The sequence below is a fragment of the Nocardia asteroides genome (assembly GCA_019930625.1).
Lineage (GTDB): Bacteria > Actinomycetota > Actinomycetes > Mycobacteriales > Mycobacteriaceae > Nocardia > Nocardia sputi.
In genome coordinates this window covers 5,260,010-5,284,643 of the sequence record CP082844.1, presented here as the reverse complement: position 1 = coordinate 5,284,643, position 24,634 = coordinate 5,260,010, and the positions used below count along the sequence as shown (strand labels likewise).

Here is a 24,634-nt window from a genome sequence, read left to right as displayed (position 1 = left end):
GTCCGAATTACGCCGACCGCCCATGGTCGGCTCGGAACGTCGAAACAGGGCGTAATCGAAGTCGTCTGTGGGCACGAATGCGTCCTTGCCGGTGTCGATCGAAATACCGCGAATGCGGCAAGCTGGCGAATCGCCCGGCACGCGGCGTCCGGATTCGAACACGCGGAATCGTCTAGTCTTTGACGGCTCGAGTATCCGGTGACTACACGTAGACAGGTACCAACTGGTCTTCGGCTGACGAGGGGAATCCCGTGAATTTATGGAGCTACATCCGAGGACGGGGAGAAGTTCTGGCGTTTCTCACCTATCAGCATTCCTCCCTGGCGTTTCAAACCGTCTTGGTCGGAACGATCGTCGCCGTCCTCATCGCGGTGGCGGTTTATCGGTTGCCGCTGCTGTCGGCGCTGTCGCTGACCTCGAGCCGGGTCGCGTTGACGATTCCTTCGCTGGCGCTGCTGGCGATCCTCTTGGTCCCTTTCGGGCTGGGCGTGGTCCCTTCGTTCGTCATGCTGACGTTCTTCGCCGCGCTGCCGGTAATCGGCAACGCGATCGTAGGTTTGCGGTCGGTGCCCCCCTCGGTGGTCGAATCCGCGCGTGGCATCGGCTTTTCGCGATGGCGCATTCTGCTGACGGTCGAATTGCCGATCGCCTGGCCGGTCATCCTCACCGGCATCAGGGTGTCCACCCAGATGATCGTGGGCGTGGCCGCCATCGTCGCCTATGTGCTCGGGCCGGGCCTGGGATCGCTGATCTTCAACGGCCTCTCCCGTCTCGGCGGCGCCAACGCCCTCGAGATGGCTCTCACGGGCACCATCCTCATCGTCGTCATCGCGCTGGTGTTCGACGCGCTGCTCGTCCTGCTCGGACGGCTCACCATCGCAAAGGGACTGTCATGACCGACGACGTGACCAGCGGGCCCGGCCCGGCAACGCCGGAGCGCAACGTGACCGGCGCTTCCATCAGGCTGGACTCGGTCGTCAAGCGCTACAAGGGTCAGCACAAGCCTGCGGTCGACCGCCTGGACCTCGAGATCGAAGCAGGCGATATCGTCGCGTTCGTCGGTCCCTCCGGCTGCGGCAAGACGACCACGCTCAAGATGATCAACCGGCTGATCGAGCCGACCGAAGGCCGGATCTTCATCGGCGATCGCGACGTCACCGGGGAGGACCCGGACAAGCTGCGGCAGTCGATCGGGTATGTCATCCAGTCCGGCGGCCTGTTCCCGCACTGGACGGTCGCCAAGAACATCGGCGCCGTCCCGCGGGTGCTCGGATGGGACAAGAAGCGGATCGCCGAACGCACCGAGTACCTGCTCGATCTGGTCGGTCTCGACCCCGGCACCTTCGCCGGACGGCTGCCGAAGGACATGTCCGGCGGCCAACAACAGCGGGTCGGGGTCGCCCGAGCGCTCGCGGCGGACCCGCCGGTTCTGCTCATGGACGAGCCCTTCGGCGCCGTCGACCCGATCACCCGGGTCCGCCTGCAGGACAGCCTGATCGCGATCCAGCAGGAGCTCGGCAAGACCATCGTGATCGTCACGCACGATTTCGAGGAGGCCACCAAGCTCGGCGACAAGGTGCTCATCCTGTCCGAAGGAGGTCATGTCGAACAGTACGCGCGCCCGGAGGAGATCCTGACCGAACCGGCAACGCCGTTCGTGGAGGAGTTCGTCGGGTCCGGCGCGAAACTGGCGTACCTGACCGTGACGCGGGTGCGTGACGTCGCCTACGACGAGGTGATCACCGCTCGGGTCGGCGAGTCGGCGCAAGGGGTGATCGAACGCGCGAAAGCCGCGGGACACACCTGGGTCGTCGTCGTCGACCAGGCCGGCCGGCCGCGGTCGTGGCCCTCGCTCGCGGAGGTGGCGACCAAACCGGAGGTCTCCGACTACCTCGACCGGCGGTTGCCCGTGGTCGCGCGATCCTCGACCCTCAACGACGCGCTCGACGCCATGCTCGCCACCAGCCAAGGCGCCGCCCTCGTCACCGATGGACGCGGCGCGGTCATCGGTTCGCTCGGCATCGGCTCGGTGACGGAGGTGATCAGGAGCAAGCTCGCCGAAGGACGTGCCGACGAGGAGGTGTCGTACGAAACCTATGTCGAGGGAACAGATCCGGCGCCCACTCCGGTGGTCGCCGCCGACGACGAAAACGGATCGGCCGGGCAGTCATGAGTCGTCTGCGCCGCGTTCCGATCGACGTATGGTTCGAACCGATCATCATCCTGGTCATCGGTATCGGATACGTCCTCTGGTACCGATCGACGACGTTCACCCCGACCGAGAAGGCGTCCCTCGACTGGGCCAACCTCCAGACCACGATCCTCGCGCACATCGAGTTGACGGTGGTCGCCACGGTGATCGTGATCGTCGTCGCAATCCCGCTGGGCATCACGCTGACCCGTCCCGGGGTGCGGCGGCTCGAGCCGATCGCCGTCAACATCGCCAACATCGGCCAGGCCGCGCCCGCGGTCGGCCTGCTCGTGTTGTTCACCTTCTGGTTGGGCACCGGATTCCGCACGGCGATCGTCGGTCTCGTCGTGTACGCCGTCCTGCCGATCCTGCAGAACACGATCGTCGGTCTCCGGCAGGTGGATCAGCGCACGATCGAGGCGTCACGCGGTATCGGCTATTCGAGCGCGCGGACGCTGTTGCAGGTCGAGTTACCGCTCGCGGTGCCGGTGATCCTCAATGGTGTGCGCACCGCGCTGGTCATCCTGGTCGGCACCGCGACGCTGAGCACGTTCATCGGCGCGACCAGCCTCGGCACGCTGATCACCACGGGTGTCACCCTCTTCCTGCCCAAGCTGCTCCTGTCCGGCGCGGTCCTGGTCGGGCTCCTGGCGTTGATCATCGACTGGCTCGGCAGACTCGTCGAACTGGCCGCGACTCCCCGAGGTGTCTCATGAGATCGCCACGAGACCGCATGGTCACCCTGCTGGCGGCGCTCGTCGCGACGACCTCGATGCTCGCAGGGTGCGGTTTGGTGAGTTCGTCCGGAACGTTCCACGACGCGCGCCTGCCGGACGGCGCGCGCCCGCTGGACGGCGCGAAACTGGTCGTCACCTCGAAGAGCTTCACCGAGGGCGTGCTGCTGGGCAAGATCACCGCGACTTATCTGGCCGCGGCGGGCGCGGAGGTCACGGACCTGACCGGCGCGCCGGGTTCGGCCTCGTCGCGGCAAGCCCAGCTCAACGATGACGCCGACGTGCTCTGGGAGTACACCGGCACCGGGTGGGTGAACTACCACAACCAGACCGAGACCATCTCGGATCCGAAAGAACTGTGGCAGCGTGTCCACGACATCGAGAAGCGCGAGCACGACCTGGAGTGGCTCCCACCGGCCAACTTCAACGACACGTACGCGTTCGGCACCTCGACGCCGAACGCCGAACGCCTGAAGGTTCGGTCCCTGTCCGACGTTGCCGCGCTCCCGGTCCCCGATCGGACTTTCTGCGTCGATGACGAATTCTTCAGCCGCTCCGACGGTTTCATTCCGATGCTGCAGAAGTACGGGATCCCCTACAACGACCCGAACGGTGTTCCACCGGGCAACGTCACGCGGATGGACGCGGGTGTGGTCTACACGGCGACGGCCAGAGGCGTCCCGTGCAATTTCGGCATGATCTACACCACCGACGGCCGGGTCAAGAACCTGAACCTCGTCGTCCTCGACGACGACAAGAAGTTCTTCCTGCCCTACAGCGGCGCGGCGGTCGTGCGCGGGATGATCATCGACCGCTACCCGCAGTTGCGACCCCTGCTCGGGACCATCTCCGAGCGCCTCACCGACGAACTGATGCAGGACCTCAACGGTCGCGTCGACATCGATGGAGAAGATCCCGCCGACGTCGCCTACGACTGGCTGAAGAGCGAGGAGCTCATCGAGTAGGCCTTGCGGAGCCGAGCCGAGTCGTCTCCCATCTACGCTCGGCTCGGCTCGCATCGAGGAACTCGGTATCAGAGCGCGAAACACCCACGCGTGGAATCACCGATCATGCGCAGCCGCAGTCCTTCGAGCCGGCACGCGGCGGCCGTTGGTCGTTCGGGTTGTCCGGGTCGGGGTCACCGAACCACCGAGAGGGCTTGTGCTCGCCGTAGGTGTCATGCCAGTCCCACCACTCGTAGGGTGGGGTCTGTGGGTAGCCCTCCGGCGAGTCCTCCCATTGCTCCTGGCGCCCCAGCGCGGTCATGTCGAGGAAGCTCCACGTGGTCCCCAGCGCCTCGTCGCCGCGGTTGTTGATGAAGTAGGTGCGGAACACGCTGTCACCGTCGTGAATGAACGCGTTCGTGCCGTGCCATTCGTCCACGCCGAAGTCGGCGTCGAAATCGTCGGTGATGGTGTACCACGGCATCTTCCAGCCCATCCGCGCCTTCACGCGCTCGATGTCCGGCTGCGGCGCACGGGAGGCGAACACCAGCGTGGTGTCGCGGGCGTTCAGGTGGGCGAGGTCGGCGACATGATCGGCCATCATGGAGCAGCCGCGGCAGGCGTGGTGGGGCCAGCCGCCCACGCCGGGCTCGAAGAAGGCGCGGTAGACGATCAGCTGCCGTCGACCGTGGAACAAGTCGAGCAGAGTCGCACTGCCCTCAGGTCCTTCGAACGCGTACTTCTTGTCCACGGCCTGCCATGGCATCCGTCGTCGCAAGGCGGCGAGCGCGTCACGAGCGCGACTCACCTCCTTTTCCTTCACGAGCAGTTGCTGCCACGCTGCCTCCCACTCCTGCGGCGCGACGATAGGCGGTTTGTTCATTGCGGATGTCCTTCCTTCCTACGGTTCCGGCGAGTCAGGCCAGCGGTGACATGCCCGCGGCGGTGAGCGTGTTCGCGGGGTGGATCGGGTGCTCGGCAGTCGCGATCTCGAGAACCGACTTGCCCACCTGTTCCGGGGTGAGGGAAGGTCCCAAGGCCCGCACGAAGGTGTCGACATCGACCCCTTGCCGCTCGGCGTAGCCGGCCACTGCCGCTGCCCCGAGATCGGTGGCGGGCGTCAACTGTGGAAGAACGGATACGAACCTGATCCCCAGCTCGGCCCGTTCGGACTCCACGGCGGCATAGCTCGTGATGAACTTGACGGTGGCCTTCGCCCCCGCGTAACCACCGCTGAGCGGCGACCCGTGGATCGCCGCGCCGCTGGAGATCGCGATCACCGAGCTACCCGGCGCGAGCGGGCGGCGCAGCGCTTCGCGGATCCAATAGAACGCCTGCGCGACGTCGACACTCCAATTCTGGCTGAAGGTTTCCCACGTCTGATCCTGTAAGGGACTCATCCGGGGAGTGGCTCCCGCGCACAAAACCACGGTGCGCGGTCGATGCTCGTCGAGGAGACGGGCGGCCGTCACGGGATCGGCGGCGTCGGCGCTGACCGCGGTGAAGGTAGCGCCGAGTCCGTCGCGCACCGCGTCGAGATGCGGGCCGCCCCGGGCGACGCCGACGACGTGGGCGCCTGCCGCCGACAGCGCCCGGGCGATGCCGAGGCCGAATCCACGGCTGGCTCCGGTCACGATCGACGTCGTGCCGTCGAGGGCGCCGGGTTTGTTTGTCACATTCACGGTCGTATTCGCTTTCGCTGGGGAGGTGCTTCGAGTCCGTACTGATTGAGATACGTCTCGCCGCCACGATTCATCGGTTGCGGCTCCGCTGGTCGTTCGTGGCGGGCCGACCGATGAATTCCGGTCGCCGGACGAATCTGTACCGGTATGGGGCTCGCGTCCCCACCACCTCGAGAATGGGAGTACGACTGTGCCGGTCCAGGAGGATTTCATCGAGCAGGCGGCGCCGTTCCGCGCCGAATTGATCGCCCACTGCTACCGCATGCTCGGTTCGGTGCACGACGCCGAGGATCTCGTCCAGGAGACCTACCTGCGCGGTTGGCGCGGCTATCCGGCGTTCGAGGAGCGCGCGGCGCTGCGGACCTGGCTGTACCGCATCGCGACCACCGCGTGCCTGCGCGCACTGGAGAACCGCGCCCGCCGGGTGTTGCCGGCCGGCCTGGGCGCCGGCTCGGTCGATCCAGATGTGGGTCTCGACGGCGACGCCGGTACTCACCAATGGTTGGAGCCGCTGCCAGACGCTTTCACCCCGGAGAGCGCCCTCGTCGCCAGGGAAAGCGTCCGGCTGGCGGTGATGACGGCCATGCAAGAGTTACCTGCACGCCAGCGAGCCGTGTTGATCCTGCGCGACGTCGTCCAGTTCAGCGCCGCCGAAGTCGCCGAACTGCTCGAAACGTCGCCATCCGCGGTCAACAGCGCACTTCAACGGGCACGCGCCCGGCTCGCCGAGGTCGCCCCCACCGACGAAAGCGTGACCGAACCGGAGGACGCCCGAGGCCGTGCGCTACTCGACCGCTACTGCGCGGCGTTCGAGAACGCCGACCTCGCCGCCCTCACCGAACTGCTGGCCGCCGACGTCAGGCTGGAAATGCCGCCGGTGCCGGTATGGTTCACCGGCCGCGACGCCGTGACCCGGTTCCTTGCCAAGCGGGCTTTCGCCAAGCCCGGCGATCTCCTGCTGATCCCGACGGCCGCGAACGGACAACCCGCTGTAGCCGAATACCGTCGTGGCGCCGACGGCATCCTCGAAGCCCACTCGATACACGTCATCACCACAGACCACGGCGGGGTTGCCGCCATCACCGTCTTTCTTCAACCAACCCTGTTCGCCGCGTTCGGCATGCCACTGACCCGGTAAGCATCGAAGGGCGCCCAGGCGCTCGCCTACCGCCACACGTGATCGACCTCGGCAGCGGACGGCTCGCCGAACGTATACGCGCGAGTAGGGCCCATATGCCGTGCATAATTCCAGGCTCGAGGTGCACACTACGCACAGCCGCGATCGGCTCGCCCGTCGACGGGGCCGGAGCATGGGATAGGAAGGAGCCAGGCGAGTGTTCAATCGCATCGCCATCGTCAACCGGGGAGAGGCGGCGATGCGCCTTATCCACGCTGTCCGGGATCTGGCGGCCGAGACCGCGAGACCGATCGAAACCGTCGCTCTCTATACCGATGTGGACCGGAACGCGACGTTCGTGCGAGAGGCCGACATCGCCTACGATCTCGGTCCCGCATCCGCACGCCCCTACCTCGACCTGAAGGCGCTCGAGCGTGCGCTGGTGGCGACTGGATCCGATGCCGCCTGGGTCGGCTGGGGTTTCGTCGCGGAGGACCCGGCGTTCGCGGAGTTGTGCGAGCAGATCGGCATCACCTTCATCGGCCCGAGCCCGGACGCGATGCGCAAGCTCGGCGACAAGATCGGCGCCAAGCTGATCGCCGAGGAGGTCGGCGTGCCGGTCGCGCCGTGGAGCCGGGGTGCGGTCGAGTCCGTGGACGCCGCCCTGGCCGCCGCGGCCGAGATCGGCTACCCGCTGATGCTCAAGGCCACCGCCGGTGGCGGTGGTCGCGGTATCCGGGTGATCACCAACGAGGCCGAACTCGTCGACGCCTACGAACGCACCCGCCAGGAAGCCGCGCGGGCCTTCGGCAGCGGCGTCGTCTTCCTGGAGCGGCTCGTCACCGGGGCCCGCCACGTCGAGGTGCAGGTCATCGCGGACGGTCAGGGCACCGCCTGGGCACTCGGTGTGCGCGACTGCTCGGTGCAACGACGCAACCAGAAGATCATCGAGGAGTCCGCGTCGCCGGTGCTGAGCCCCGAGCAGACCGCCGATCTCAAGGCGTCGGCCGAGCGGCTGGCGATCGCGGTCGGATACCGCGGCGCGGCGACCGTCGAGTTCCTGTACCACCCCGGTGACCAGCTGTTCGCCTTCCTCGAGGTCAACACCCGGCTGCAAGTCGAACACCCGATCACCGAATCGACCACCGGTTTCGACCTGGTCCGGGCGCAGCTGCACGTGGCCTCCGGCGGCAAGCTCGAGGGCGAGCCCCCGGCTGAGCGCGGCCACGCCATCGAAGCGCGGCTCAACGCCGAGGATCCGGATCGCGACTTCGCGCCTGCCCCGGGCCGTATCGCTCGCCTGGACCTGCCCGCCGGCCCCGGCATCCGCGTGGACACCGGTGTCAGCGAGGGCGACACCATCCCGGCCGACTTCGACTCCATGATCGCCAAGATCATCGCTTACGGCCGCAACCGCGACGAGGCGCTGGGCAGGCTGCGCCGGGCGGTCTCGCAGACCCGAGTGGTCATCGAGGGCGGCGCCACCAACAAGAGTTTCGTACTCGACCTGCTCGCCCAGCCCGAGGTGATCGACGCGGTCGCCGACACCGGCTGGATCGACCGCGTGCGCGGCGAGGGCCGTCTCGTGTCGCACCGCCACTCCACCGTCGCGGTGGCCGCGGCCGCCATCGACGCCTACGAGGAGGAAGAGCGGGTCGAGCGGGACCGGCTGCTGTCCACCGCCGCAGGCGGACGCCCGCAGGTGCAGCACCAGAGCGGGCGGCCGCACGACCTGAAGCTGCGCGGCGTCGGCTACCGGGTGCGCGTCGCGCGCGTCGGTGCTCATCGGTTCCGGGTCGGTGTCGAAGCGGGCGGGGATCTCCGCATCGCCGACGTCGATCTGGAACGCTTCGACCACCACACCGGGCAGATCGTGGTCAACGGCACCCGGTACCGCCTCACCACGGGCACGCACGGACCGATCCACCTGGTCGATGTCGACGGCGTGACCCACCGGATCAGCCGGGATGAGGGCGGTGTCGTCCGCTCCCCCGCGCCCGCGCTGGTCGTCGCCACTCCGCTGGAGGTCGGCGCCGAGGTCGAGGCGGGCGCGCCCGTTCTGGTGCTGGAGAGCATGAAGATGGAGACGGTGCTGCGCGCGCCGTTCCGGGCCCGGTTGAAGGAGTGCGCGGTTTCCGTCGGCACCCAGGTGGAGACGGGCGCGCCGCTGCTGCGGCTGGAGCCCATCGCCGAGGACGGCGAGGAGGCCGACGGCGCGGCCGTCGCGACGGTCGAACTGGATCTGCCGGTCGCGCCCGCGCCCGCCCAGCCGCACGAGCGGGTGGCCCGCACGCTGCAGGACCTGCGCAGCCTGCTGCTCGGCTTCGACGTCGACCCGCACGACGACCGCCGTGTCCTCGGCGACTACCTCACCGCGCGCCGAGCGGCCGTGGCGGACAACCGCAGGCCGCTGGCCGAGGAGGTCGAACTCGTACAGGTCTTCGCCGACCTCGCCGAGCTGAGCCTCAACCGCTCGTGGGACGAGGACGGCGGCGGTCAGAGCCACGTGCACAGCGCGCGGGAGTACTTCCACACCTACATGCGAAGCCTCGACGTGGAGCGGGCCGGTCTGCCGGAGTCGTACCGGGCCAAGCTGGCCAAGGCGTTGGGGCACTACGGCGTCACCGACCTGGAACGCACCCCCGAACTCGAGTCCGCGGTGTTCCGGATCTTCCTCGCCCAGCAACGGCCGTCCGACACCGTCGAGGTCATCACCGCGCTGCTGCGCGAGTGGCTGCGGGAGCCGGTGCCGGAGCGGGCTTTGAGCGAGCCCGTGAGCGCGGCGCTGGAGCGGCTGGTCGGCGCGACACAGGTGCGCTTCCCGGTGATCGCCGACCTCGCCCGCGGCCTGGTGTACGCCTGGTTCGGCCAGCCGCTGCTGCGGCGCAACCGGGCCGAGGTGTACGCCACGGTCCGCAGGCACCTGAGTCATCTGGACGCGCACCCGGACACCCCCGATCGAGCCGACCGCATCGCCGAGATGGTGCGCAGCACCGAGCCGCTGGTGCGGTTGCTCGGCCAGCGCCTGGTGCGCGGCGGGGCGGACAACACCGTCATGCTCGAGGTGCTCACCCGCCGCTACTACGGCAACAAGGGCCTCACCAGCGTCCGTACCGAGCAGGCGGGCGGATGCACCTTCGTGATCGCCGAACGTAAAGGCACGAGTCTGGTCTCGGCCGCGGTGCGGTTCGACGCTCTCGACACCGTGCTGCGTGGTCTCGCCGAGCTGGCCGATGGCACCGCGTCCATCGAGGCCGACATCTACCTGAGCTGGGAGAAGCAGCCCGAGGGCTTCGACGCGATGGCCGCCGCACTGCATGAGGTGCTCGCCGCGCGGTCCCTGCCGGAGCGGGTGCACCGGATCACCGCCACCGTGGCCGGGAGCAACGGCGCGATCATGCACCATCACTTCACGTTCCGCCCGTCGGACACCGGCATGGCCGAGGAGCGGCTGATCCGCGGCCTGCACCCCTACATCGCGCAGCGGATGCAGATGACACGGCTGCGCAATTTCGATCTCACCAGGCAGCCGTCCTCGGACGAGGAGGTCTACCTCTTCCGCTGCGTGGCGAAGGAGAACCCGGCCGACGAGCGTCTCGTCGCGTTCACGCAGGTGCGTGACCTGACCGCGCTGCGCGACCACGACGGCCGGTTGCTCGCGCTGCCGACGGCGGAGAACACCGTCGCCGCCTGCCTGGACTCGATCCGCCGGGCTCGGTCGCTGCGAGCGTCGTCCGCCCGCTCCCACACCAACCGCATCGTCATGTACATCTGGCCGCCGCTCGACATCACCCGTGCCGAGCTGGACACCGTCGTCGAGCGCATCCAGCCGACCACCGTGGGCGCCGGACTGGAAGAGATCCTGCTCATCGCCCGGCACCGCACCCCGGAGACCGGCGAGCTGGTCAAGGTCGCTGTGCATATCTCCTTCGACGCCACCGGCACGAAGGTCACGATCGGTGAGCGCACCGACGACCCGGTCGAGCCTCTCGACGAGTACCGGCAGAAAGTGCTGCGGGCGGCGAGCCGCAACACCGTCTACCCCTACGAACTGACCGGCCTGCTCGGCGAGTTCACCGAATACGACCTCGACGCCGATCACACTCTGGTGCCGGTCGACCGGCCCAAGGGTCGCAACACGGCGGCGATCGTCGCCGGTGTGGTCACCACGCCGACCGCGCAGCACCCGGAGGGCGTCACTCGGGTGGTGCTGCTCGGCGATCCGACCAAATCGCTGGGCGCGCTGTCGGAACCGGAATGCCGCCGCGTCATCGCCGCACTGGACCTGGCGGAGAAGATGCGGATCCCGCTGGAGTGGTATGCGCTGTCCTCCGGCGCCCGCATCTCGATGCGATCGGGCACCGAGAACATGGACTGGGTGGCCGCCGCGCTCAAGCGGATCGTCGAGTTCACCCAGGATGGGGGCGAGATCAACATCGTCGTCGCGGGCATCAACGTCGGCGCGCAGCCGTACTGGAATGCCGAAGCGACAATGCTCATGCATACCAAGGGCATCCTGGTGATGACTCCGGACTCGGCGATGGTGCTCACCGGCAAGCAGTCGCTGGACTTCTCCGGCGGCGTCTCCGCCGAGGACAACTTCGGTATCGGCGGCTACGACCGGGTGATGGGTCCGAACGGGCAGGCGCAGTACTGGGCGCCGAACCTGACCGCCGCGCGGAACGTGCTGATGTCGCACTACGAGCACACCTACGTCGCGCCCGGTGAGCAGGCGCCGCGACGGTCGCAGACCAGTGACCCGGTCGATCGCGATGTCTCCGATTTCCCGCATGTGTCGGCGGACAGCGACTTCACCACCGTCGGAGAGATCTTCTCCGCCACCGCCAACCCGGATCGGAAGAAGCCTTTCGACATCCGGGCCGTGATGCGGGCACTCTCCGATCAGGACCATCCGGTGCTGGAGCGGTGGGCGGGCATGGCCGACGCCGATACCGCCGTGGTGCAGGACGCACGGCTCGGCGGCATCCCGGTGTGCCTGCTGGGCATCGAATCGCGGAATGTGCCGCGGCGCGGCTTCCCGTCCACCGACGGCCCCGACACCTACACCGCGGGCACGCTGTTCCCATTGTCGTCGAAGAAGGCCGCTCGGGCGATCAACGCGGCCAGCGGCAACCGGCCGCTGGTAGTGCTGGCGAACCTGTCCGGATTCGACGGCTCGCCGGAGTCGATGCGGAAGCTGCAGTTGGAGTACGGTGCCGAGATCGGCCGCGCCATCGTGAACTTCCGCGGTCCCATCGTGTTCTGCGTGATCTCCCGATACCACGGCGGCGCGTTCGTGGTGTTCTCGAAGGCGCTGAACCCGAACATGACCGTGCTCGCGTTGGAAGGCTCGTTCGCCTCGGTACTCGGTGGCGCCCCGGCCGCCGCGGTGGTGTTCTCCAGCGAGGTCAACGCGCGGACCGCTGCCGACGCGCGAGTGCGGGAACTGGAGGAACGCGTCGCGAGCGCGACCGGCACCGAGCGCGCGGCCCTGACCGCGGAGCTCGATGAGATCCGGTCGTCGGTCCGCGCGGAGAAGCTCGGCGAGGTAGCCGCGGAATTCGACCGCGTGCACAATATTCAGCGCGCTGTCGAGGTCGGTTCGGTCGACGCCATCATCAACCCCTCCGAACTCCGCCCCCGCATCATCGAGGCCATCGAAGCACACCTGGCCGACCAACCCGCCCGGACGTAAAGGAGAAGCCGGGCGGACTTTCAAGGCCAGGAGAACAGGTCCCGACGCCGCGGGTGCGAAGGTGGGTGAGCACACTCATCCAGAACTTCGCACCCGCACCGCCTGTGCCTTCCCGCATCCGGGGTGGGCCACCGCCACCCCGTCGGCCACCGTCAACTCCGCTCGTACCGGACGTCGGTGGTCAACGCCCACGCAGCTCGGCGAGGAAATCTATTGCGCAGTTCCAGATCTCCTCGTGCGGTGCACCGTTTTCGGTCAATCACCCAGGTCATTGAGCTTGTCGATGATGATCCGAATGCGAGTGACCGCGACAGGATCCTGTGTCCAGTGCTCGTGGCCGACTCGGAGGGTCGCGACCAGCAGGTCGCCAGGAAAAAGGTCGCCCTCGGCAAGTGGATTCCATTGCAGCTGGATCAACGCGCGCGGCAACAAGACATCGACACCTTCGTTCTGCTGCAGCAGGCAACGAACATCCTCGATAGTCAGTCGGCCGATCGGCTTGCGCCACAGCGCATGCACAGTGCGCATCAGACGGGTCGCCTCCGGCGGCATCGCAGGCCACACGTTGTCCTCGAGCTGTTCCAACGACAGCTCCTCGTCAGCGTCCGCGCACAACGTCCACCTTCCGGCTTCGTGCCGGAAGAACAGAGTGGCGACGTCGCCGGTTGCGTGCATGATGCGCGCGAAGGCGACATCCCCGAAAAAGCGGATATCCAGCTGATCCGGCAGCAAGGCGGAGGTGAACAAACTCCGCGAGTTCGGTGATCGAGCGCGGGATCGCTCAGCGCTGGCGCCAGCTGAGCGGTCCCGGCAGGTCGACATTGTTCTTCTTGCTGCGGGAGTTCCACGACCACGGGCCGATCTTGATACTCCACGAGGACAGACCCGACTGGGTGAAATTGAGTTTCAGCGGCCCGAAGGATTTGCGCTGACGGTATCTGATGGGCATGAGCAGCCTCCTTCACTCGTTCCCCCCGGCAATAGCCGATCATGTTGTCCCTCAAACCTTTCCTGGTCAGGAGTGATGCCGCTCGGTTTCGGTGCCGATGTCATCGCGAACGCCGACAACACCACTATTTCGGGTCACCTCGGAGCAGTTGGAAGGTCGATATCGGTACACCCGCTCGCTCGCTTGCAGCCAGTGCCCGAATCCAGTAGGTCCGCACTGCGTGCGCCAACTCCTTGTCTACTCCGGCGGCCGTGGCGGTTCGGACGACATGCTGCGCGCCGGCCGCCATCATGCGCAGATAGGCCATATCGCGCCGCCCGCCGGTGGTTGTCATGGCCGCCACCGCGGCATACAGATCCGCCATGTCGCCCATCGACCGTTGTGCGTACGGCAGGAAGCGTTCGATCGATTCGCCTGATCGATCGATCATGGCCAGTGCCTGCTCGAAGGCGAGCAGCCCGGGTAGGAACATTGCCAGGATCGCCTGGTAGTACAGCTGTGCGATCCCCTCGTCCGCACCGAGGTACTCCGGCCTGCCCAGCGGCCGGAGCACGTCGGCACATGCAGCGAAGACATCGCGGGGGCCGCTGTAGAAGATATAGGCGGCGGAACTCCCTACGCCATCGCTGTCGGCCATCACTCCACCAGCGAGGAATCGACCTCCACGCGCACGGATCCATTCCCCCGCTGTCCGTGTACTTTCCGGCGCGTCCGACGAGAGGTTGACGATTATCTTGCCCGGCAGATGCTCTGCCACAGGCTCGAGCACGTCGTACATTGCGGGATAGTCGGTCAAGCTGAGGACGATCACCTCGCCGGCGCTCAAAGCTTGTCCCACAGTTTCGGCTCGCACGGCGCCGAATTCGACTACCTCGTCGGCCTTCTCGGGGCTGCGGTTCCACACGGTCACTTTCGTGCCGGAGGCACACAACGACCGAACCATCGCCTGCCCCATCGGCCCCAGACCGATAACCGTCACCGAACCAGCTGACTTGGACATCATTTGTTTCCTTCGAATACGGTTTCGCAGATCGTGTCGGCACCGGACTCGATAGTGACTGCCGCCGTCCACGTCGGGAAGACCGCACTTCGGGTCCCGGTAACTTACCTCCTGGTTCGGGACAAGGTCAGAACACCGCGGCTCCTACGGCGGTGGTGTGGATCACCCATCGACGCAAATGATCGAATCGGTTCGCGGCGATCGGGCGCGGCCGGGGTACTTTCGGCCAGGGTTGATGTCGGAAGGAGGCCTCTTGATCTCGGCACTCAACCGGCTTGTCGACCTCGTCGAGGAGCACCTCACCGAGGAGTTCGACGTCCACGAGCTGGCCAGAACGCTCGGCACGACCGAGTACCACCTGCGCCGGATGTTCTCGTCCCTGGCCGCGATGCCGCTGTCGGAGTACGTGCGCCGTCGCCGCATGACCATTGCCGCCGGCGATGTCGTCCGGGGCGAGGACGATTTGCTGAGCATCGCCGTCCGACACGGTTACGGCTCGACCGAAGCATTCGGCCGAGCGTTCCGGGCTGTCCACGGCGCCGGCCCCGGTGACGTTCGCCGCGATGGAGGCCCCCTTCGCGCACAACCGCAGCTCAGGTTCCGCCTGACCGTTGAAGGGAGCACCCCCATGGACACCCGCATCATCGACCGACCCGCGTTCCGGCTCGTCGGACACGCAGCCAGGGTTCCGCTCATTCACCAGGGCATCAACCCCCACATCCAGCAGCACATCACCGCACTGCCGCAGGAGGAGCATCTGCGGCTGAAGGCTTTTGGCGACACCGAACCCCGGGGCCTGCTGCAAGTCTGCGACGACCTGGATCCCGACGGCACCGAGGGCAGCGAACTGACCTATCTGCACGGCATTGCTGTCTCGTGGGACACCCCAGCCCCCGAAGACCTCGATGTCATCGAGGTGCCGAACGGCAAATGGGCGGTCTTCCACACTGCCGGACCCCATCCGCAGGCCTTGCAGGAGACCTGGGCCGCGACCGCCACAGAGTGGTTCCCCTCCAACCCGTGGCGTCTGCGGCCAGGTCCCTCGATGGTCGCGGTCCTGAAGCGCGCGGACGACTTCAGCACCGCGACCTGCGAACTGTGGCTACCTGTCGAACCGGTGTGACACCCCTGCGGAGAATCCGGACAGCGAGGATCCGGTCCGGCTGCCTGCCCGATGCCGGGCTGGACGATGCCGGTCCACTGGTCCGAGCCCGTTGTCGGGCAACCGAATGCTCGGAGACACCCGAACATCAGGACGCAGGAGCGGTTCCGAGATCGAAGCTGATACCGGAACGCAGCACCCTGGTGGCGGAAAGCCCGATCATGTCGCGGAAGGTCTCACTGAAGTGGGACGGGGTGGCAAAGCCGGCGTCGAGGGCGGATCGGGTGAGATCGTGGCCTGCCACAGCGCCGCGGACAGTGTGGATCATGCGGTTCCATCGCTGATAGCCGCGGAATGTGGTACCGCACTGCTGGGTGAACAGGCGGAGGAAGTGGGTGGTGGACAGGCCCAGGTTCGCGGCGATGTGGTCGGCACGGAAGGCGTGGGCCGGGTCGCTGCGGATGGTGGCGGCGACCCGCTCGATGCGTGGATCGGGGGCGGTTGCGGGACCGGCGACGGCTCGGGCGTAGATGCGGTCCGGATCCACGATGGGGCCACGGCACAGCTCGATGAGTTCCCGCTGCCGCCGGTGTGACAGGCCGAAAGGACCTGCGGCAGCGGTCATCTCGTCGGCGATGGCAGTGGCGGGCGCACCCGTGGGGTCGACGAACAGCGCCAGAATCCATCCGCGAGTTGCGACGATGCGCTGCATCGTACGAGCGGGAGCGAATGAACTACCGGTGCGAATCGGCCCGTTCGCGGTATGCAGGACGAGCGGCGCGTCCAGGCCGACACTGAGCATCGCGACCGAGGGGGAATGCGGGTCGACGCCGAGATCCGGCCCGATATAGCCGACGTGACCCTGCCGTACCCACGCCACCGGCGTCCGCGCCGAACCGCAGATTTCCGAAAGCGCGTCGATGGTCACGCTTGCCAGGGTATCGGTACGCCGCCGGACCACGGCGGTCGACAAGGAGTCTGGAGAGCAGTCATGCGAGGCAAAGTTCCCCTTGGTGTGCGGATTCTAGCCGCACTCTCGACCGAACCGGACTGGGATTCCATCACCCCGGCCCAGGTCATCAATTTGCGCGAAGCGCAGAACCGCAGGCGCAGGTCCGCCCTCGGCAGCTTCGCCACCGGCAAGCCCGACCGTCGCGCGCTGATCACCACACATACACTTCATCTGCCGGGGCGTCGGCTGAGTGCCCGCGTGTACCGGCCCGTGCGGGAAGACTCGGCGCTGCCGCTGATCGCCGCGTTCCACGGCGGCGGATTCATTCTCGGCGCACCGGACCAGGACGACTGGCTCCTCAGCCATCTGGCGGTCGGCTGTCCGGCCGTTGTCGTCTCGGTCGACTATCGGCTGGCACCCGAGCAGCCCGTTCCCGCTCCCATCGAGGACGCCTACGACGCCGTCCCCCGCATCGTCGAAGAGGCCGCCGTATGGGGGGCAGACCCCACGCGGCTCGCCGTGCTGGGCGCCAGCGCGGGAGCTACTCTCGCGGCTCTCACCGCGATCAAAGCCGATGACCTCGGGCTGCCGGTGCGTGCCCAGGTACTGATCAACCCGCAACTGGATTGGACCGAGCAAGTCTTCGAGTACCCGTCGTTCACCGAGAACGCGGACAGCCCAACCGCGACACCGGCCAATTGCCGCGCGGTGCAACGCCTCGCTCTGCCCGAATCCCTCGACCCGCACACCATTTCGCCATTGCACACCGACAACCTCGTTGGCCTCGCCCCGGCACTCATCCAAGCCGTGGGTACGGATCCGCTGGAAGATCAGGCACCGGCCTATGCCGATCGGCTGCGGCGAGCGGGAGTCGAGGTGACGCTGACCCGTTATCCGGAAGCGGTGCACGCCTTCATGAGTATGCCCGGACTGGTCCCCGCGGCCCGGCCCGCACGCGCTGAGATCCTCGCTCATCTACGCTGCCACCTGCTCGAGCAGGCGGGCAGTGCCGCGACGGGAGCAACGGAGACGGGACGGCGATGACAAGCGTCGTTGCCGATTCCGCTGCGAAAAAAGTGCTGGCGGGGTTGCTGCGCCCGTTCCTGCGCGGTTTCGCCGCCGTTGTCGTCCTGCAGGTCTTCGGCGCCGTCGCGGGGTTGGCGCCGTTGCTCGCGGTCGTCGAACCGGGTCGAACACTGGACTCAGGGACCCCGACGAACGGCAACACCTGATCGAGGACGACTCTCGCTACCCACGGCCCCTGCCGTGGATGACATGGAAGCTGCTGCCCATGCAACTCGCCGCTGAACTGACGGAAAGCGAACCGTCAGGTTGGTTCTGCCGTCAGCTTTTCATCGGATCGTGACCCCAGTTCATCAGCGAGTATCGCCAGTTACTGTGCGCGATTTCTCCGGACGGTCGTTGTTCGAGATGGCGGTGCGCATAGCCGACGACTTTGCGCATGTGCGCGTAGTCGTCGTCGGTCGGGTCGGATTTCTCGAGAATTTCCACGATGCGGCGTCCGCTGACGTGCCCGGTGGACTCGCCGCCGCCCTTCGGTTTCTGCCCCACCGAATTGGACTCGTCGGTATCGAGCCACCGACGTAGTTCTTTCGCCGTCATGTTGACGACCTTGTCGAATTGTTTGCGTGTCTCTTCGTCGTCTGTCGCCATAGCGGCTCCGGTTCGATTTCATTCACCGTGCCGACGTAGAGCGTCGGGTTTGTGCACCGCATCACGGCCGCTTTTCGCACTGCGCACGCGATACTGCGGGTCCTCCTCGGATGCCCGGACGGTACGTCCGGCCGCCTCGGTGTCGGAGGTGATCACTTCTTCCACTTCGCCCGCGGTGGTACTGCCGTGACTATTCCATTCGACTTTGTCACCTTTGCTGAACGATTTCTTGCTCATGGTCGATTCCTTGCTCGTTCCCGTTTCAGACGTCGACGTGGTACCCGCGCGACGGCGGAGGAAACTGAGCGCTGATGCGCTACCGCATTGGTTCGGTGTCGGTTCGGGTGGCCGGAGGCGTCCGGTCGAGGGCGCTGCCGCAGCGTGGCGAGTTGTTGTCTGTCACCACTGACAACAGACCTCACACCAGCGGTTTCCCCAGCGAGCGCCGCCTGCGCATGTCGTAGAGATAGGTTTCGAACGGATACAACCGCCAGCGCTCGGGAACCAGCCGTAGCACCAGTCCGATCGAACGCATCGTGAGTTCGAAGACGCGCTGTCGGCGAGGGCTCCAGTCCAGTCCCAGTTCCTCGCGGAATCGCCGGGGAAGAAACCCCGTGGTGAAAAACCGGTTGATCCGCCGGAAAGCCATCCGCTCGATTCGCCGATAAGGCCCCAGATCGACAACTTGGTCGAGCAGATAGGCTCGCACCTCGTCGTCTATCGCGATGCCGGCCAGCTTCGATTCCCAATACTCGGCGAACGCCGCGCGATCGCGCGGCCACAATTCCGGTCGCATCTGTAATGTCGTCCCGAATCGGCTGGCCTCGCAGTACAACTCGTCGGCCAGGTCGTCGTCCACGCGGCCGTAGAGGTAGGTCAAGGAATCGATGGTGCCCCGGTAGAGGCACGCGGCGACCCACAGTTGCAGTTCCGGATCGAAGGCGTTGTACTTCACCGGACTGCCGGGAGCGGAGCGCACATGACGATGCGACGTGTCGACCGCCGCCCGATACGCGGCGCGGTCGTCCTCGGAACCCAGCATCGCCACCGCCAGATAGGTCAGGGTCGTGCGGCCGCGTTTGCGCGGATGCAGGGTGTAGCGCCCGCTGTCGACCGTGCTCTCCACCACGCCGCGGCCGACCGGGGGCGAACTCAGCTGCATGATGACGTTGGCAGGGCCGCCCAGCAGCGCGGCCGGGCCTGCCATATAGCGGCGTCGGCGCCCGAGATCCGGAGCGGAAGGGGTCGGCGAGGGTGCCGACGGTTCAGGACGGGGCATGCCGATCTCCAACGAGGGGCTGATATAAATTACACGTTATTCTCTCATCCTCCGGGGCGGTGGGCAACCCTGAATCACCAGATCAAGTAACCTATCTGTCGTGAATATGTGAATGACTATTCTTGTGGTGCGGTAGGCTCTATCGAGCTGCTGACCCGCCGCGCGGCAGCCGGGACTGGGCCGCGATCATCGAGCGGCGCAACTGGAGGTGTCCGATGACAATGACGTTGCGATCGCCGGTCAGGGCGATCCGGTCGGTGGCCGACTCGGTATCGGCGGCCGTCGTGCTCGCCAAGCGCGGGATGTTCGATCCGGCGCGCCCCGGCGAGACGATTCGTGTGATGCGCGAGGCCTCGGTATACGGCCCGTTCGTCACCGTGCTGGCACATGCCGCACGTCGCAACGGGGCCGCGCCCGCGATCGTCGACGAACGTGGAGCGCTCACCTTCGATCAACTGGACAAGCAGTCGAACGCACTCTCCCGCGGACTGTCCGCCGCCGGCATCGGCCCCGACACCGTGCTCGCCGCATTGTGCCGCGACCACCGTGGGATGGTGCTGACACTGCTGGCAGCCGGAAAGCTGGGCGCTCGTGTGGTGCTGCTGAACACCGGGTTCGCCGGACCGCAGCTCGCCGACGTCGCCGAGCGAGAGAACGTCGGCGCGATCCTGCTCGACAGTGAGTTCATGGACTTGCTCGATGCGATTCCTCCGCGGGTTCCGCGAGTGGCGACCTGGGTGGACGACGCCGACGCCATGGCGGCGGATACGCCGACGATCGACGCGCTCATCTCCGCGAATTCGACTGCCGCACTCCCGCCTCCCCCACGGCCGGGCGGCGTCGTACTCCTGACCAGCGGCACTACCGGTACGCCGAAAGGCGCACCGCGGGAGAAGGTCTCACCGCTGCAATCGGCGCAGTTCCTGCACAGGGTGCCGATGCCGCGCGACAACACGATCGTGATGGCGGCGCCGATCTTCCACGGCACCGGCCTGTCGCAGCTCGGTCTCGGCTGGGCATTGGGCAACAAGGTGGTCTTCCAGCAGCGCAAGTTCGATCCCAGGCGAACACTCGCGAACGTCGCCGAGCACCGCGCGGCGACGCTGGTCGTCGTGCCCACGATGCTGCAGCGCATCCTCGATCTAGGAGCCGGGGTGCTCGAGCAGCACGACACGCGCTCGCTGAAGGTGATCTTCGCCGCGGGATCGCCGGTCTCCCCGGACCTGAGCAGACGCACCGCCGAAGCCTTCGGTGACGTGCTGTACAACCTCTACGCCTCGACCGAGGTCGCCGTAGCCGCCGTAGCCACCCCGCAGGACATGCGAGTGGCGCCGGGGACCGTCGGCAAACCTCCCGTGGGATGCCGGGTGGCGATCTACGACGCGCAGCGAAAGAGGATCACCACGCCCGGCGAGGTCGGAACCATCTTCGTCTCCAGCGGGCTCAGCTTTTCCGGCTACACCGACGGCCGGCACAAGGAAATCGTCGACGGACTGCTCTCCAGCGGCGACGTCGGCCATTTCGACGCCGACGGCCGATTGTTCATCGACGGCCGCGACGACGACATGATCGTCTCCGGAGGCGAGAACGTCTTTCCGCTGGAGGTGGAGAATCTGCTCGTCGAGCGCGCCGACATCCTCGACGCCGCGGTGGTGGGCGTCGAGGATCGCGACTTCGGCAAACGACTGCGCGCTTTCGTCGTCCCGGCCGAGGGCGCCGAGCGCGACGAGCAAGAGATCAAGGACTACGTCAAGGCGAACCTGGCCCGCCATAAAGTGCCACGCGAGGTGGTGTTCGTCGACGAGCTGCCACGGAACGCCACCGGCAAGCTGATGCGTCGCAAACTCGAGGAGACCGACGGATAGGGCTGCCGCGTCGATCTCGCCATCTCTTGCCGGGGCGTCATCCGGGCCACGCCGGGAGGGTGCAGCGAGCTATGGATTCATCTCGAAGACGCCGGCGTGGCTGGTCACCTCGTCGTAGAGGCGTGCTGTCCGCTGCTCATCGATGATCGGTTTGCGCAGCACACTCAGTGCCCAATCCTGCTGGGCAGGGGTCGACGATGCCTTCGAGAACACTCCCAGCGCGTACGCGGAGAAGTCGCGAACGAACACCTCGAAGATCGAATCGATGATGTCCTCCGACGTTCCGATGATGGCGGCTTGTTCGAGGATGAGCTGTCCGTAAGGCAGCAGCGTGAACAACTCCCCTACTGCCAGCTGATAGTCGAGATCCTCGAGCTGAGCCGAGGTGGGCGGCGCCTGCACCGGGAACTGGGTGAACTGCTCGGCCTGCTCGATGAACAGCGCCACATTCGGGAGATGACGGTAGCTCGCGTACGCCGCTCGCCAGTCGGCGAAGCGAACTTTGCTCAACCCGGCGGCGCCCGGTTGCCGGAACAGGGATTCGTCGTCGCCGGGATCACGTCGCACGGGCACAGCAGGCAGTTCCGCCGGATTGAAGAGAAAGTTCGGCATGAATTTCAGAGTGAGCGCCATATTGACATGGGCAGTGCCCTCCAGCCTCGGCATGGAGTCGATGGTGCCGCGCGCCGTCGCGAAGTAGCTGTCCTTCTCGAACCCCCTGGCCGAGATGACATCCGAGAGTTCCCGGAATACACGCTCCGCTTCGCGGGTGACTTTCATCTTGCCGATGGAATTGAACATCACGAAACGGCGATCTTCCGGGGTGGAGCATCGCATGTAGTCGATCGCTCGTTCATGGTAGAGCCGCATGGCATTCATTCGAACGTAGCTGTCGCAGAGGATCTGGCGCACCTGCCCGAAGTCGGTGACCGGGTGGCCGAACAGAATCTTGGCGCTGGCGTGGTTGATCGTCTCGTAGAAACAGTGCTGCACGATCCCAAGCGCGACCATGCCGATGTTGAACTTTCCGCAGTTGACAGCGGCGAGTGCGGAGTCGAATGCCGTGCGGCCCGTGTGCAATACGTCGTCGGCCGACACGGGATAGTCCACCAGATCATAGGCACTGACGAAGTTCTGGCCGTGGATGACGTTCTTGACCAGCCGGTAGTTCGGGTGCTGACTGTCGACGATGAACCAGACGTACGCGTCGGGACCCGCCGAGTCGGTACGTCTGCCGATGGTCGGCACGATCCTGGCCACGTTCCCATTGCCGATGTAGTACTTGCTCCCGGTCGCCGTGAACCCGCCCGCGCCATCGGGAGTGAGCAGCATATCGGTGGCATAGATGTCGGCGCCGTGATCCTTCTCCGACAGCCCGAATCCGATGACCCCGCCGCGGTCGAGCTCCTCGGCGGCACGAAGGTGCGCCTTGACGTTGGCGCTCTGCCAAATGGTGGCGAGACCAAGTGTGGAAACACCCCACGCGTACCAATACTGGGATCCGTAAAAGCCGGTGATCTCGTTGAACCGGGAAATGAACGCCGTGTCCCAGCGTTTGTCCGGATCCGCGCCGGCACTTGCCCGCGGTGTTGCCATGTAGGCGATGATCCGGCTCTCGGCCAGGAACTCCATCCAGTCCTCGTACCACTCCGCCCGGTGAGCGTCGCCGGTGAGCGCCTGCTTGCCCTTCGCTTCGAAGAACTCGACCACCGACCGTAACCGAGCCCTGGTGGCTGGATCGAACTCGTCGAACGTCTCGGTTCTGGGGTTGAACAGGGCCATGGCGACGCCGCCTTCCAATGTGATGGCAATTGCCATCACATTAGAACTGACGGCAGGTGACGTCAATCTCTGACCGGCGTCGCCGAGCTTCACAGGAAGAGCGACGCCGAGCGTCGGACCGCGTCAGCGTTGGCCCGAGTGGGCGGCAAAGCCGCCACAAAGGAAATCGCCAGTTACTGGCGAGGCGCCTACGGATTGCAGTTCGACCATGCCGAGAGCACGTTCGCGCCGACCTGGCGCCCCATGCCAGGGCCGAACATCCGCGCGGACCCCGCCTCCCGCCCCGGGCGTCCTCGTGGAGTCGCAAAGATCGCCTGGTCACAAGCCGCGGCAGTTCATCGACGCCGCCCGGGCCCGCCGCATCGACACCGCCCAGAATTCACGGACGGCTTCGAACGGCCTTGTCACCGACGCGGAGGTTGCCCGCCGCTCGGTGCCGCCGTGGGCACGACGGACGAGCCGACGGCGGCACCATGCGAGCCGTCGACCTCATCGAGAACATGCTGGGCTGAGCCCTCCGCGGAGGGCTCACCCCTCCTGGTCGTTCGCAGTCCCCATACTCCTAGGGTTACCGCTATGCCCATGTATTGCAGGTAGGCGGCGACGACCAGCCATCCGCCGTAGTCGTGCAGCCATGCCCGCAATGGCACCAGCGCCGCGACGCCGAGGCAGATCAGGAGTGTGCCCAGCACCAGCGCCGGGATCCGCAGCGGAGCGAGTTGCTCATCGAGGCCACGCACAGACCGCGTCGGGTCCGCGGCATATTTGGGCCGGGGCGTGGCGGCGACACCGCCGTCAACTGTGCCGAACAGGTTTGGTGCATACGCGGGTGTGGCCATAGCGGTCTCCAGGCCGACGTTTCGGTCGACCGAGGTAGCGATTCGGTATAGCAGCTGGCACAAGGCTATCTATCAGCCATCAATATCGTGGCGGTTATGCAGGTTGGAGGAAAGAGTGACTGCATTACACGAACGCCAGAGCGCGAGCGAGACCAAACCGTTACCTTCTGCGCACATTCGCCCGCTACCTCGGCAAACGCACTGAGTGCATAGCGGATGTCGTCCTCACCCCGAGAGGAAAGCTCTCCGTCGAGGTTATCGAACTGATACGTCGCGACCGTTCACCGAGCAGGTTCCGACAGCCCCTCATGGTGGCGGCGGGGCTGGCGCACGGTCAGCAATCAGGTCGTCCGCACCCACGTACCGGGGGTCGACTCGATCGGCCGGCGCGCCGGACGGGGGGCAGAAGCAGCCCACCGACGCACCCAGCAGAACAAGATACCGGAGTTCACAATTCGCATGACCATCGCTATGCGTATACGTATACTGCGCTTATGTTTGATCCCCTCAGCCTCGTAGTCGGTGCCGGCCTTGTCGGTGTCGGCTGGGTTTGTGGTCGGTTCGGGCGTCGGCGAGTCCGGTCGGGGGAGAAACTTCCCGCGCGTTGCGGCTGCGGTCACGATCTGGCGCTGCACGACCGTGCCACAGGAACTTGTCACGCCGAGATCTCTCGAAAGGGCACGCACGGCTTGCGGGAGTGGGTCGGTTGCCACTGCCGCCGATACACCGGCCCGACTCCGCTGGAGGAAGTGTTCTCCTCGCCGATCCTCCCGCCGGAGTCCTGAAGGGGCGGGCCGGCGCCACGTCGCGGACGAGGTCGGTCTCTGCC

21 protein-coding genes are annotated in these 24,634 nt (G+C 66.3%); 10 read left to right on the top strand and 11 right to left on the bottom strand.

The window, feature by feature from the left end:
- Window positions 1-251 precede the first annotated feature (251 nt).
- From K8O92_24335 to K8O92_24320, 4 genes are read left to right on the top strand one after another with little or no spacing between them, the layout of a single operon-like run.
- Complete coding sequence (locus tag K8O92_24335; GenBank protein UAK30972.1) at window positions 252-896, top strand: ABC transporter permease; 645 nt, start codon at window positions 252-254, stop codon at window positions 894-896.
- Window positions 893-2,173, top strand: a complete 1,281-nt coding sequence (locus tag K8O92_24330) for an ATP-binding cassette domain-containing protein (GenBank protein ID UAK30971.1) — start codon at window positions 893-895, stop codon at window positions 2,171-2,173. Before K8O92_24335 ends, K8O92_24330 begins: the two co-directional genes overlap by 4 nt.
- Window positions 2,170-2,907: an ABC transporter permease gene (locus K8O92_24325; GenBank protein UAK30970.1), complete on the top strand. Its 738-nt coding sequence runs from the start codon at window positions 2,170-2,172 to the stop codon at window positions 2,905-2,907. The genes K8O92_24330 and K8O92_24325 overlap by 4 nt, the downstream gene beginning before the upstream one ends.
- Window positions 2,904-3,890: a glycine betaine ABC transporter substrate-binding protein gene (locus tag K8O92_24320; GenBank protein ID UAK30969.1), complete on the top strand. Its 987-nt coding sequence runs from the start codon at window positions 2,904-2,906 to the stop codon at window positions 3,888-3,890. Before K8O92_24325 ends, K8O92_24320 begins: the two co-directional genes overlap by 4 nt.
- A 103-nt stretch (window positions 3,891-3,993) precedes the next feature.
- On the opposite strand, the gene K8O92_24315 is transcribed toward K8O92_24320, so the two are convergent.
- Together K8O92_24315 and K8O92_24310 are read right to left on the bottom strand one after the other, a co-directional pair.
- On the bottom strand, window positions 3,994-4,752 hold the full coding sequence (locus K8O92_24315; protein ID UAK30968.1) for a DUF899 domain-containing protein: 759 nt from the start codon (window positions 4,750-4,752) through the stop codon (window positions 3,994-3,996).
- A 34-nt stretch (window positions 4,753-4,786) separates the two neighbouring features.
- Complete coding sequence (locus K8O92_24310) at window positions 4,787-5,764, bottom strand: SDR family oxidoreductase (protein UAK30967.1); 978 nt, start codon at window positions 5,762-5,764, stop codon at window positions 4,787-4,789.
- On the opposite strand from K8O92_24310, the gene K8O92_24305 reads away from it, so the two are divergent.
- Entirely contained in the window at window positions 5,742-6,689 is a 948-nt protein-coding gene (locus K8O92_24305) for an RNA polymerase subunit sigma-70 (protein ID UAK30966.1), read from the top strand. The genes K8O92_24310 and K8O92_24305 overlap by 23 nt on opposite strands.
- A 196-nt stretch (window positions 6,690-6,885) precedes the next feature.
- Window positions 6,886-12,363, top strand: coding sequence for an ATP-grasp domain-containing protein (locus K8O92_24300; protein ID UAK30965.1), 5,478 nt, complete (start codon window positions 6,886-6,888; stop codon window positions 12,361-12,363).
- Between the two features lie 255 nt (window positions 12,364-12,618).
- Here the strand turns inward: K8O92_24300 and K8O92_24295 are convergent, their stop codons facing one another.
- The 3 genes from K8O92_24295 to K8O92_24285 all read right to left on the bottom strand — a co-directional run bounded on the left by K8O92_24295 (window position 12,619) and on the right by K8O92_24285 (window position 14,315).
- Window positions 12,619-13,110, bottom strand: a complete 492-nt coding sequence (locus tag K8O92_24295) for a hypothetical protein (GenBank protein ID UAK30964.1) — start codon at window positions 13,108-13,110, stop codon at window positions 12,619-12,621.
- Between the two features lie 34 nt (window positions 13,111-13,144).
- Complete coding sequence (locus tag K8O92_24290; protein UAK30963.1) at window positions 13,145-13,312, bottom strand: DUF4236 domain-containing protein; 168 nt, start codon at window positions 13,310-13,312, stop codon at window positions 13,145-13,147.
- A 124-nt stretch (window positions 13,313-13,436) separates the two neighbouring features.
- Window positions 13,437-14,315: an NAD(P)-binding domain-containing protein gene (locus tag K8O92_24285; protein UAK35921.1), complete on the bottom strand. Its 879-nt coding sequence runs from the start codon at window positions 14,313-14,315 to the stop codon at window positions 13,437-13,439.
- A gap of 250 nt (window positions 14,316-14,565) precedes the next feature.
- Here K8O92_24285 and K8O92_24280 point away from each other — a divergent pair, with 250 nt between their 5' ends.
- On the top strand, window positions 14,566-15,435 hold the full coding sequence (locus tag K8O92_24280; protein UAK30962.1) for an AraC family transcriptional regulator: 870 nt from the start codon (window positions 14,566-14,568) through the stop codon (window positions 15,433-15,435).
- 127 nt (window positions 15,436-15,562) lie between these two features.
- On the opposite strand, the gene K8O92_24275 is transcribed toward K8O92_24280, so the two are convergent.
- Window positions 15,563-16,342: an AraC family transcriptional regulator gene (locus K8O92_24275; protein UAK30961.1), complete on the bottom strand. Its 780-nt coding sequence runs from the start codon at window positions 16,340-16,342 to the stop codon at window positions 15,563-15,565.
- An 87-nt stretch (window positions 16,343-16,429) separates the two neighbouring features.
- Here K8O92_24275 and K8O92_24270 point away from each other — a divergent pair, with 87 nt between their 5' ends.
- Together K8O92_24270 and K8O92_24265 are read left to right on the top strand one after the other, a co-directional pair.
- Window positions 16,430-17,410, top strand: a complete 981-nt coding sequence (locus tag K8O92_24270) for an alpha/beta hydrolase (protein UAK30960.1) — start codon at window positions 16,430-16,432, stop codon at window positions 17,408-17,410.
- Entirely contained in the window at window positions 17,407-17,598 is a 192-nt protein-coding gene (locus K8O92_24265; GenBank protein UAK30959.1) for a hypothetical protein, read from the top strand. Before K8O92_24270 ends, K8O92_24265 begins: the two co-directional genes overlap by 4 nt.
- Before the next feature lie 112 nt (window positions 17,599-17,710).
- Here K8O92_24265 and K8O92_24260 read toward each other — a convergent pair whose 3' ends face one another.
- The 3 genes from K8O92_24260 to K8O92_24250 all read right to left on the bottom strand — a co-directional run bounded on the left by K8O92_24260 (window position 17,711) and on the right by K8O92_24250 (window position 19,319).
- Window positions 17,711-18,040, bottom strand: coding sequence for a DUF3140 domain-containing protein (locus tag K8O92_24260; GenBank protein ID UAK30958.1), 330 nt, complete (start codon window positions 18,038-18,040; stop codon window positions 17,711-17,713).
- A gap of 18 nt (window positions 18,041-18,058) precedes the next feature.
- Window positions 18,059-18,277, bottom strand: a complete 219-nt coding sequence (locus tag K8O92_24255) for a DUF2945 domain-containing protein (protein ID UAK30957.1) — start codon at window positions 18,275-18,277, stop codon at window positions 18,059-18,061.
- Between the two features lie 181 nt (window positions 18,278-18,458).
- Complete coding sequence (locus K8O92_24250; protein UAK30956.1) at window positions 18,459-19,319, bottom strand: oxygenase MpaB family protein; 861 nt, start codon at window positions 19,317-19,319, stop codon at window positions 18,459-18,461.
- A 215-nt stretch (window positions 19,320-19,534) separates the two neighbouring features.
- Between K8O92_24250 and K8O92_24245 the strand changes: the two genes are divergently transcribed.
- Window positions 19,535-21,184, top strand: a complete 1,650-nt coding sequence (locus K8O92_24245; GenBank protein ID UAK30955.1) for an acyl-CoA synthetase — start codon at window positions 19,535-19,537, stop codon at window positions 21,182-21,184.
- Between the two features lie 69 nt (window positions 21,185-21,253).
- Here K8O92_24245 and K8O92_24240 read toward each other — a convergent pair whose 3' ends face one another.
- Together K8O92_24240 and K8O92_24235 are read right to left on the bottom strand one after the other, a co-directional pair.
- On the bottom strand, window positions 21,254-22,966 hold the full coding sequence (locus K8O92_24240) for an acyl-CoA/acyl-ACP dehydrogenase (GenBank protein UAK35920.1): 1,713 nt from the start codon (window positions 22,964-22,966) through the stop codon (window positions 21,254-21,256).
- 404 nt (window positions 22,967-23,370) lie between these two features.
- A complete protein-coding gene (locus tag K8O92_24235; protein UAK30954.1) occupies window positions 23,371-23,805 on the bottom strand; it encodes a hypothetical protein in 435 nt (144 codons plus the stop codon).
- Between the last annotated feature and the right edge of the window lie 829 nt (window positions 23,806-24,634).

Bases quoted from the DNA above. Each gene is read 5' to 3' on its own strand.
- K8O92_24330 (UAK30971.1), top strand. From the start codon at position 893: ATGACCGACGACGTGACCAGCGGGCCCGGCCCGGCAACGCCGGAGCGC.
- K8O92_24325 (UAK30970.1), top strand. From the start codon at position 2,170: ATGAGTCGTCTGCGCCGCGTTCCGATCGACGTATGGTTCGAACCGATC.
- K8O92_24320 (UAK30969.1), top strand. From the start codon at position 2,904: ATGAGATCGCCACGAGACCGCATGGTCACCCTGCTGGCGGCGCTCGTC.
- K8O92_24315 (UAK30968.1), bottom strand. From the start codon at position 4,752: ATGAACAAACCGCCTATCGTCGCGCCGCAGGAGTGGGAGGCAGCGTGG.
- K8O92_24310 (UAK30967.1), bottom strand. From the start codon at position 5,764: ATGAAATCCTCCTGGACCGGCACAGTCGTACTCCCATTCTCGAGGTGG.
- K8O92_24290 (UAK30963.1), bottom strand. From the start codon at position 13,312: ATGCCCATCAGATACCGTCAGCGCAAATCCTTCGGGCCGCTGAAACTC.
- K8O92_24285 (UAK35921.1), bottom strand. From the start codon at position 14,315: ATGATGTCCAAGTCAGCTGGTTCGGTGACGGTTATCGGTCTGGGGCCG.
- K8O92_24265 (UAK30959.1), top strand. From the start codon at position 17,407: ATGACAAGCGTCGTTGCCGATTCCGCTGCGAAAAAAGTGCTGGCGGGG.
- K8O92_24260 (UAK30958.1), bottom strand. From the start codon at position 18,040: ATGGCGACAGACGACGAAGAGACACGCAAACAATTCGACAAGGTCGTC.
- K8O92_24255 (UAK30957.1), bottom strand. From the start codon at position 18,277: ATGAGCAAGAAATCGTTCAGCAAAGGTGACAAAGTCGAATGGAATAGT.
- K8O92_24250 (UAK30956.1), bottom strand. From the start codon at position 19,319: ATGCCCCGTCCTGAACCGTCGGCACCCTCGCCGACCCCTTCCGCTCCG.
- K8O92_24245 (UAK30955.1), top strand. From the start codon at position 19,535: ATGACAATGACGTTGCGATCGCCGGTCAGGGCGATCCGGTCGGTGGCC.
- K8O92_24240 (UAK35920.1), bottom strand. From the start codon at position 22,966: ATGGCCCTGTTCAACCCCAGAACCGAGACGTTCGACGAGTTCGATCCA.
- K8O92_24235 (UAK30954.1), bottom strand. From the start codon at position 23,805: ATGGCCACACCCGCGTATGCACCAAACCTGTTCGGCACAGTTGACGGC.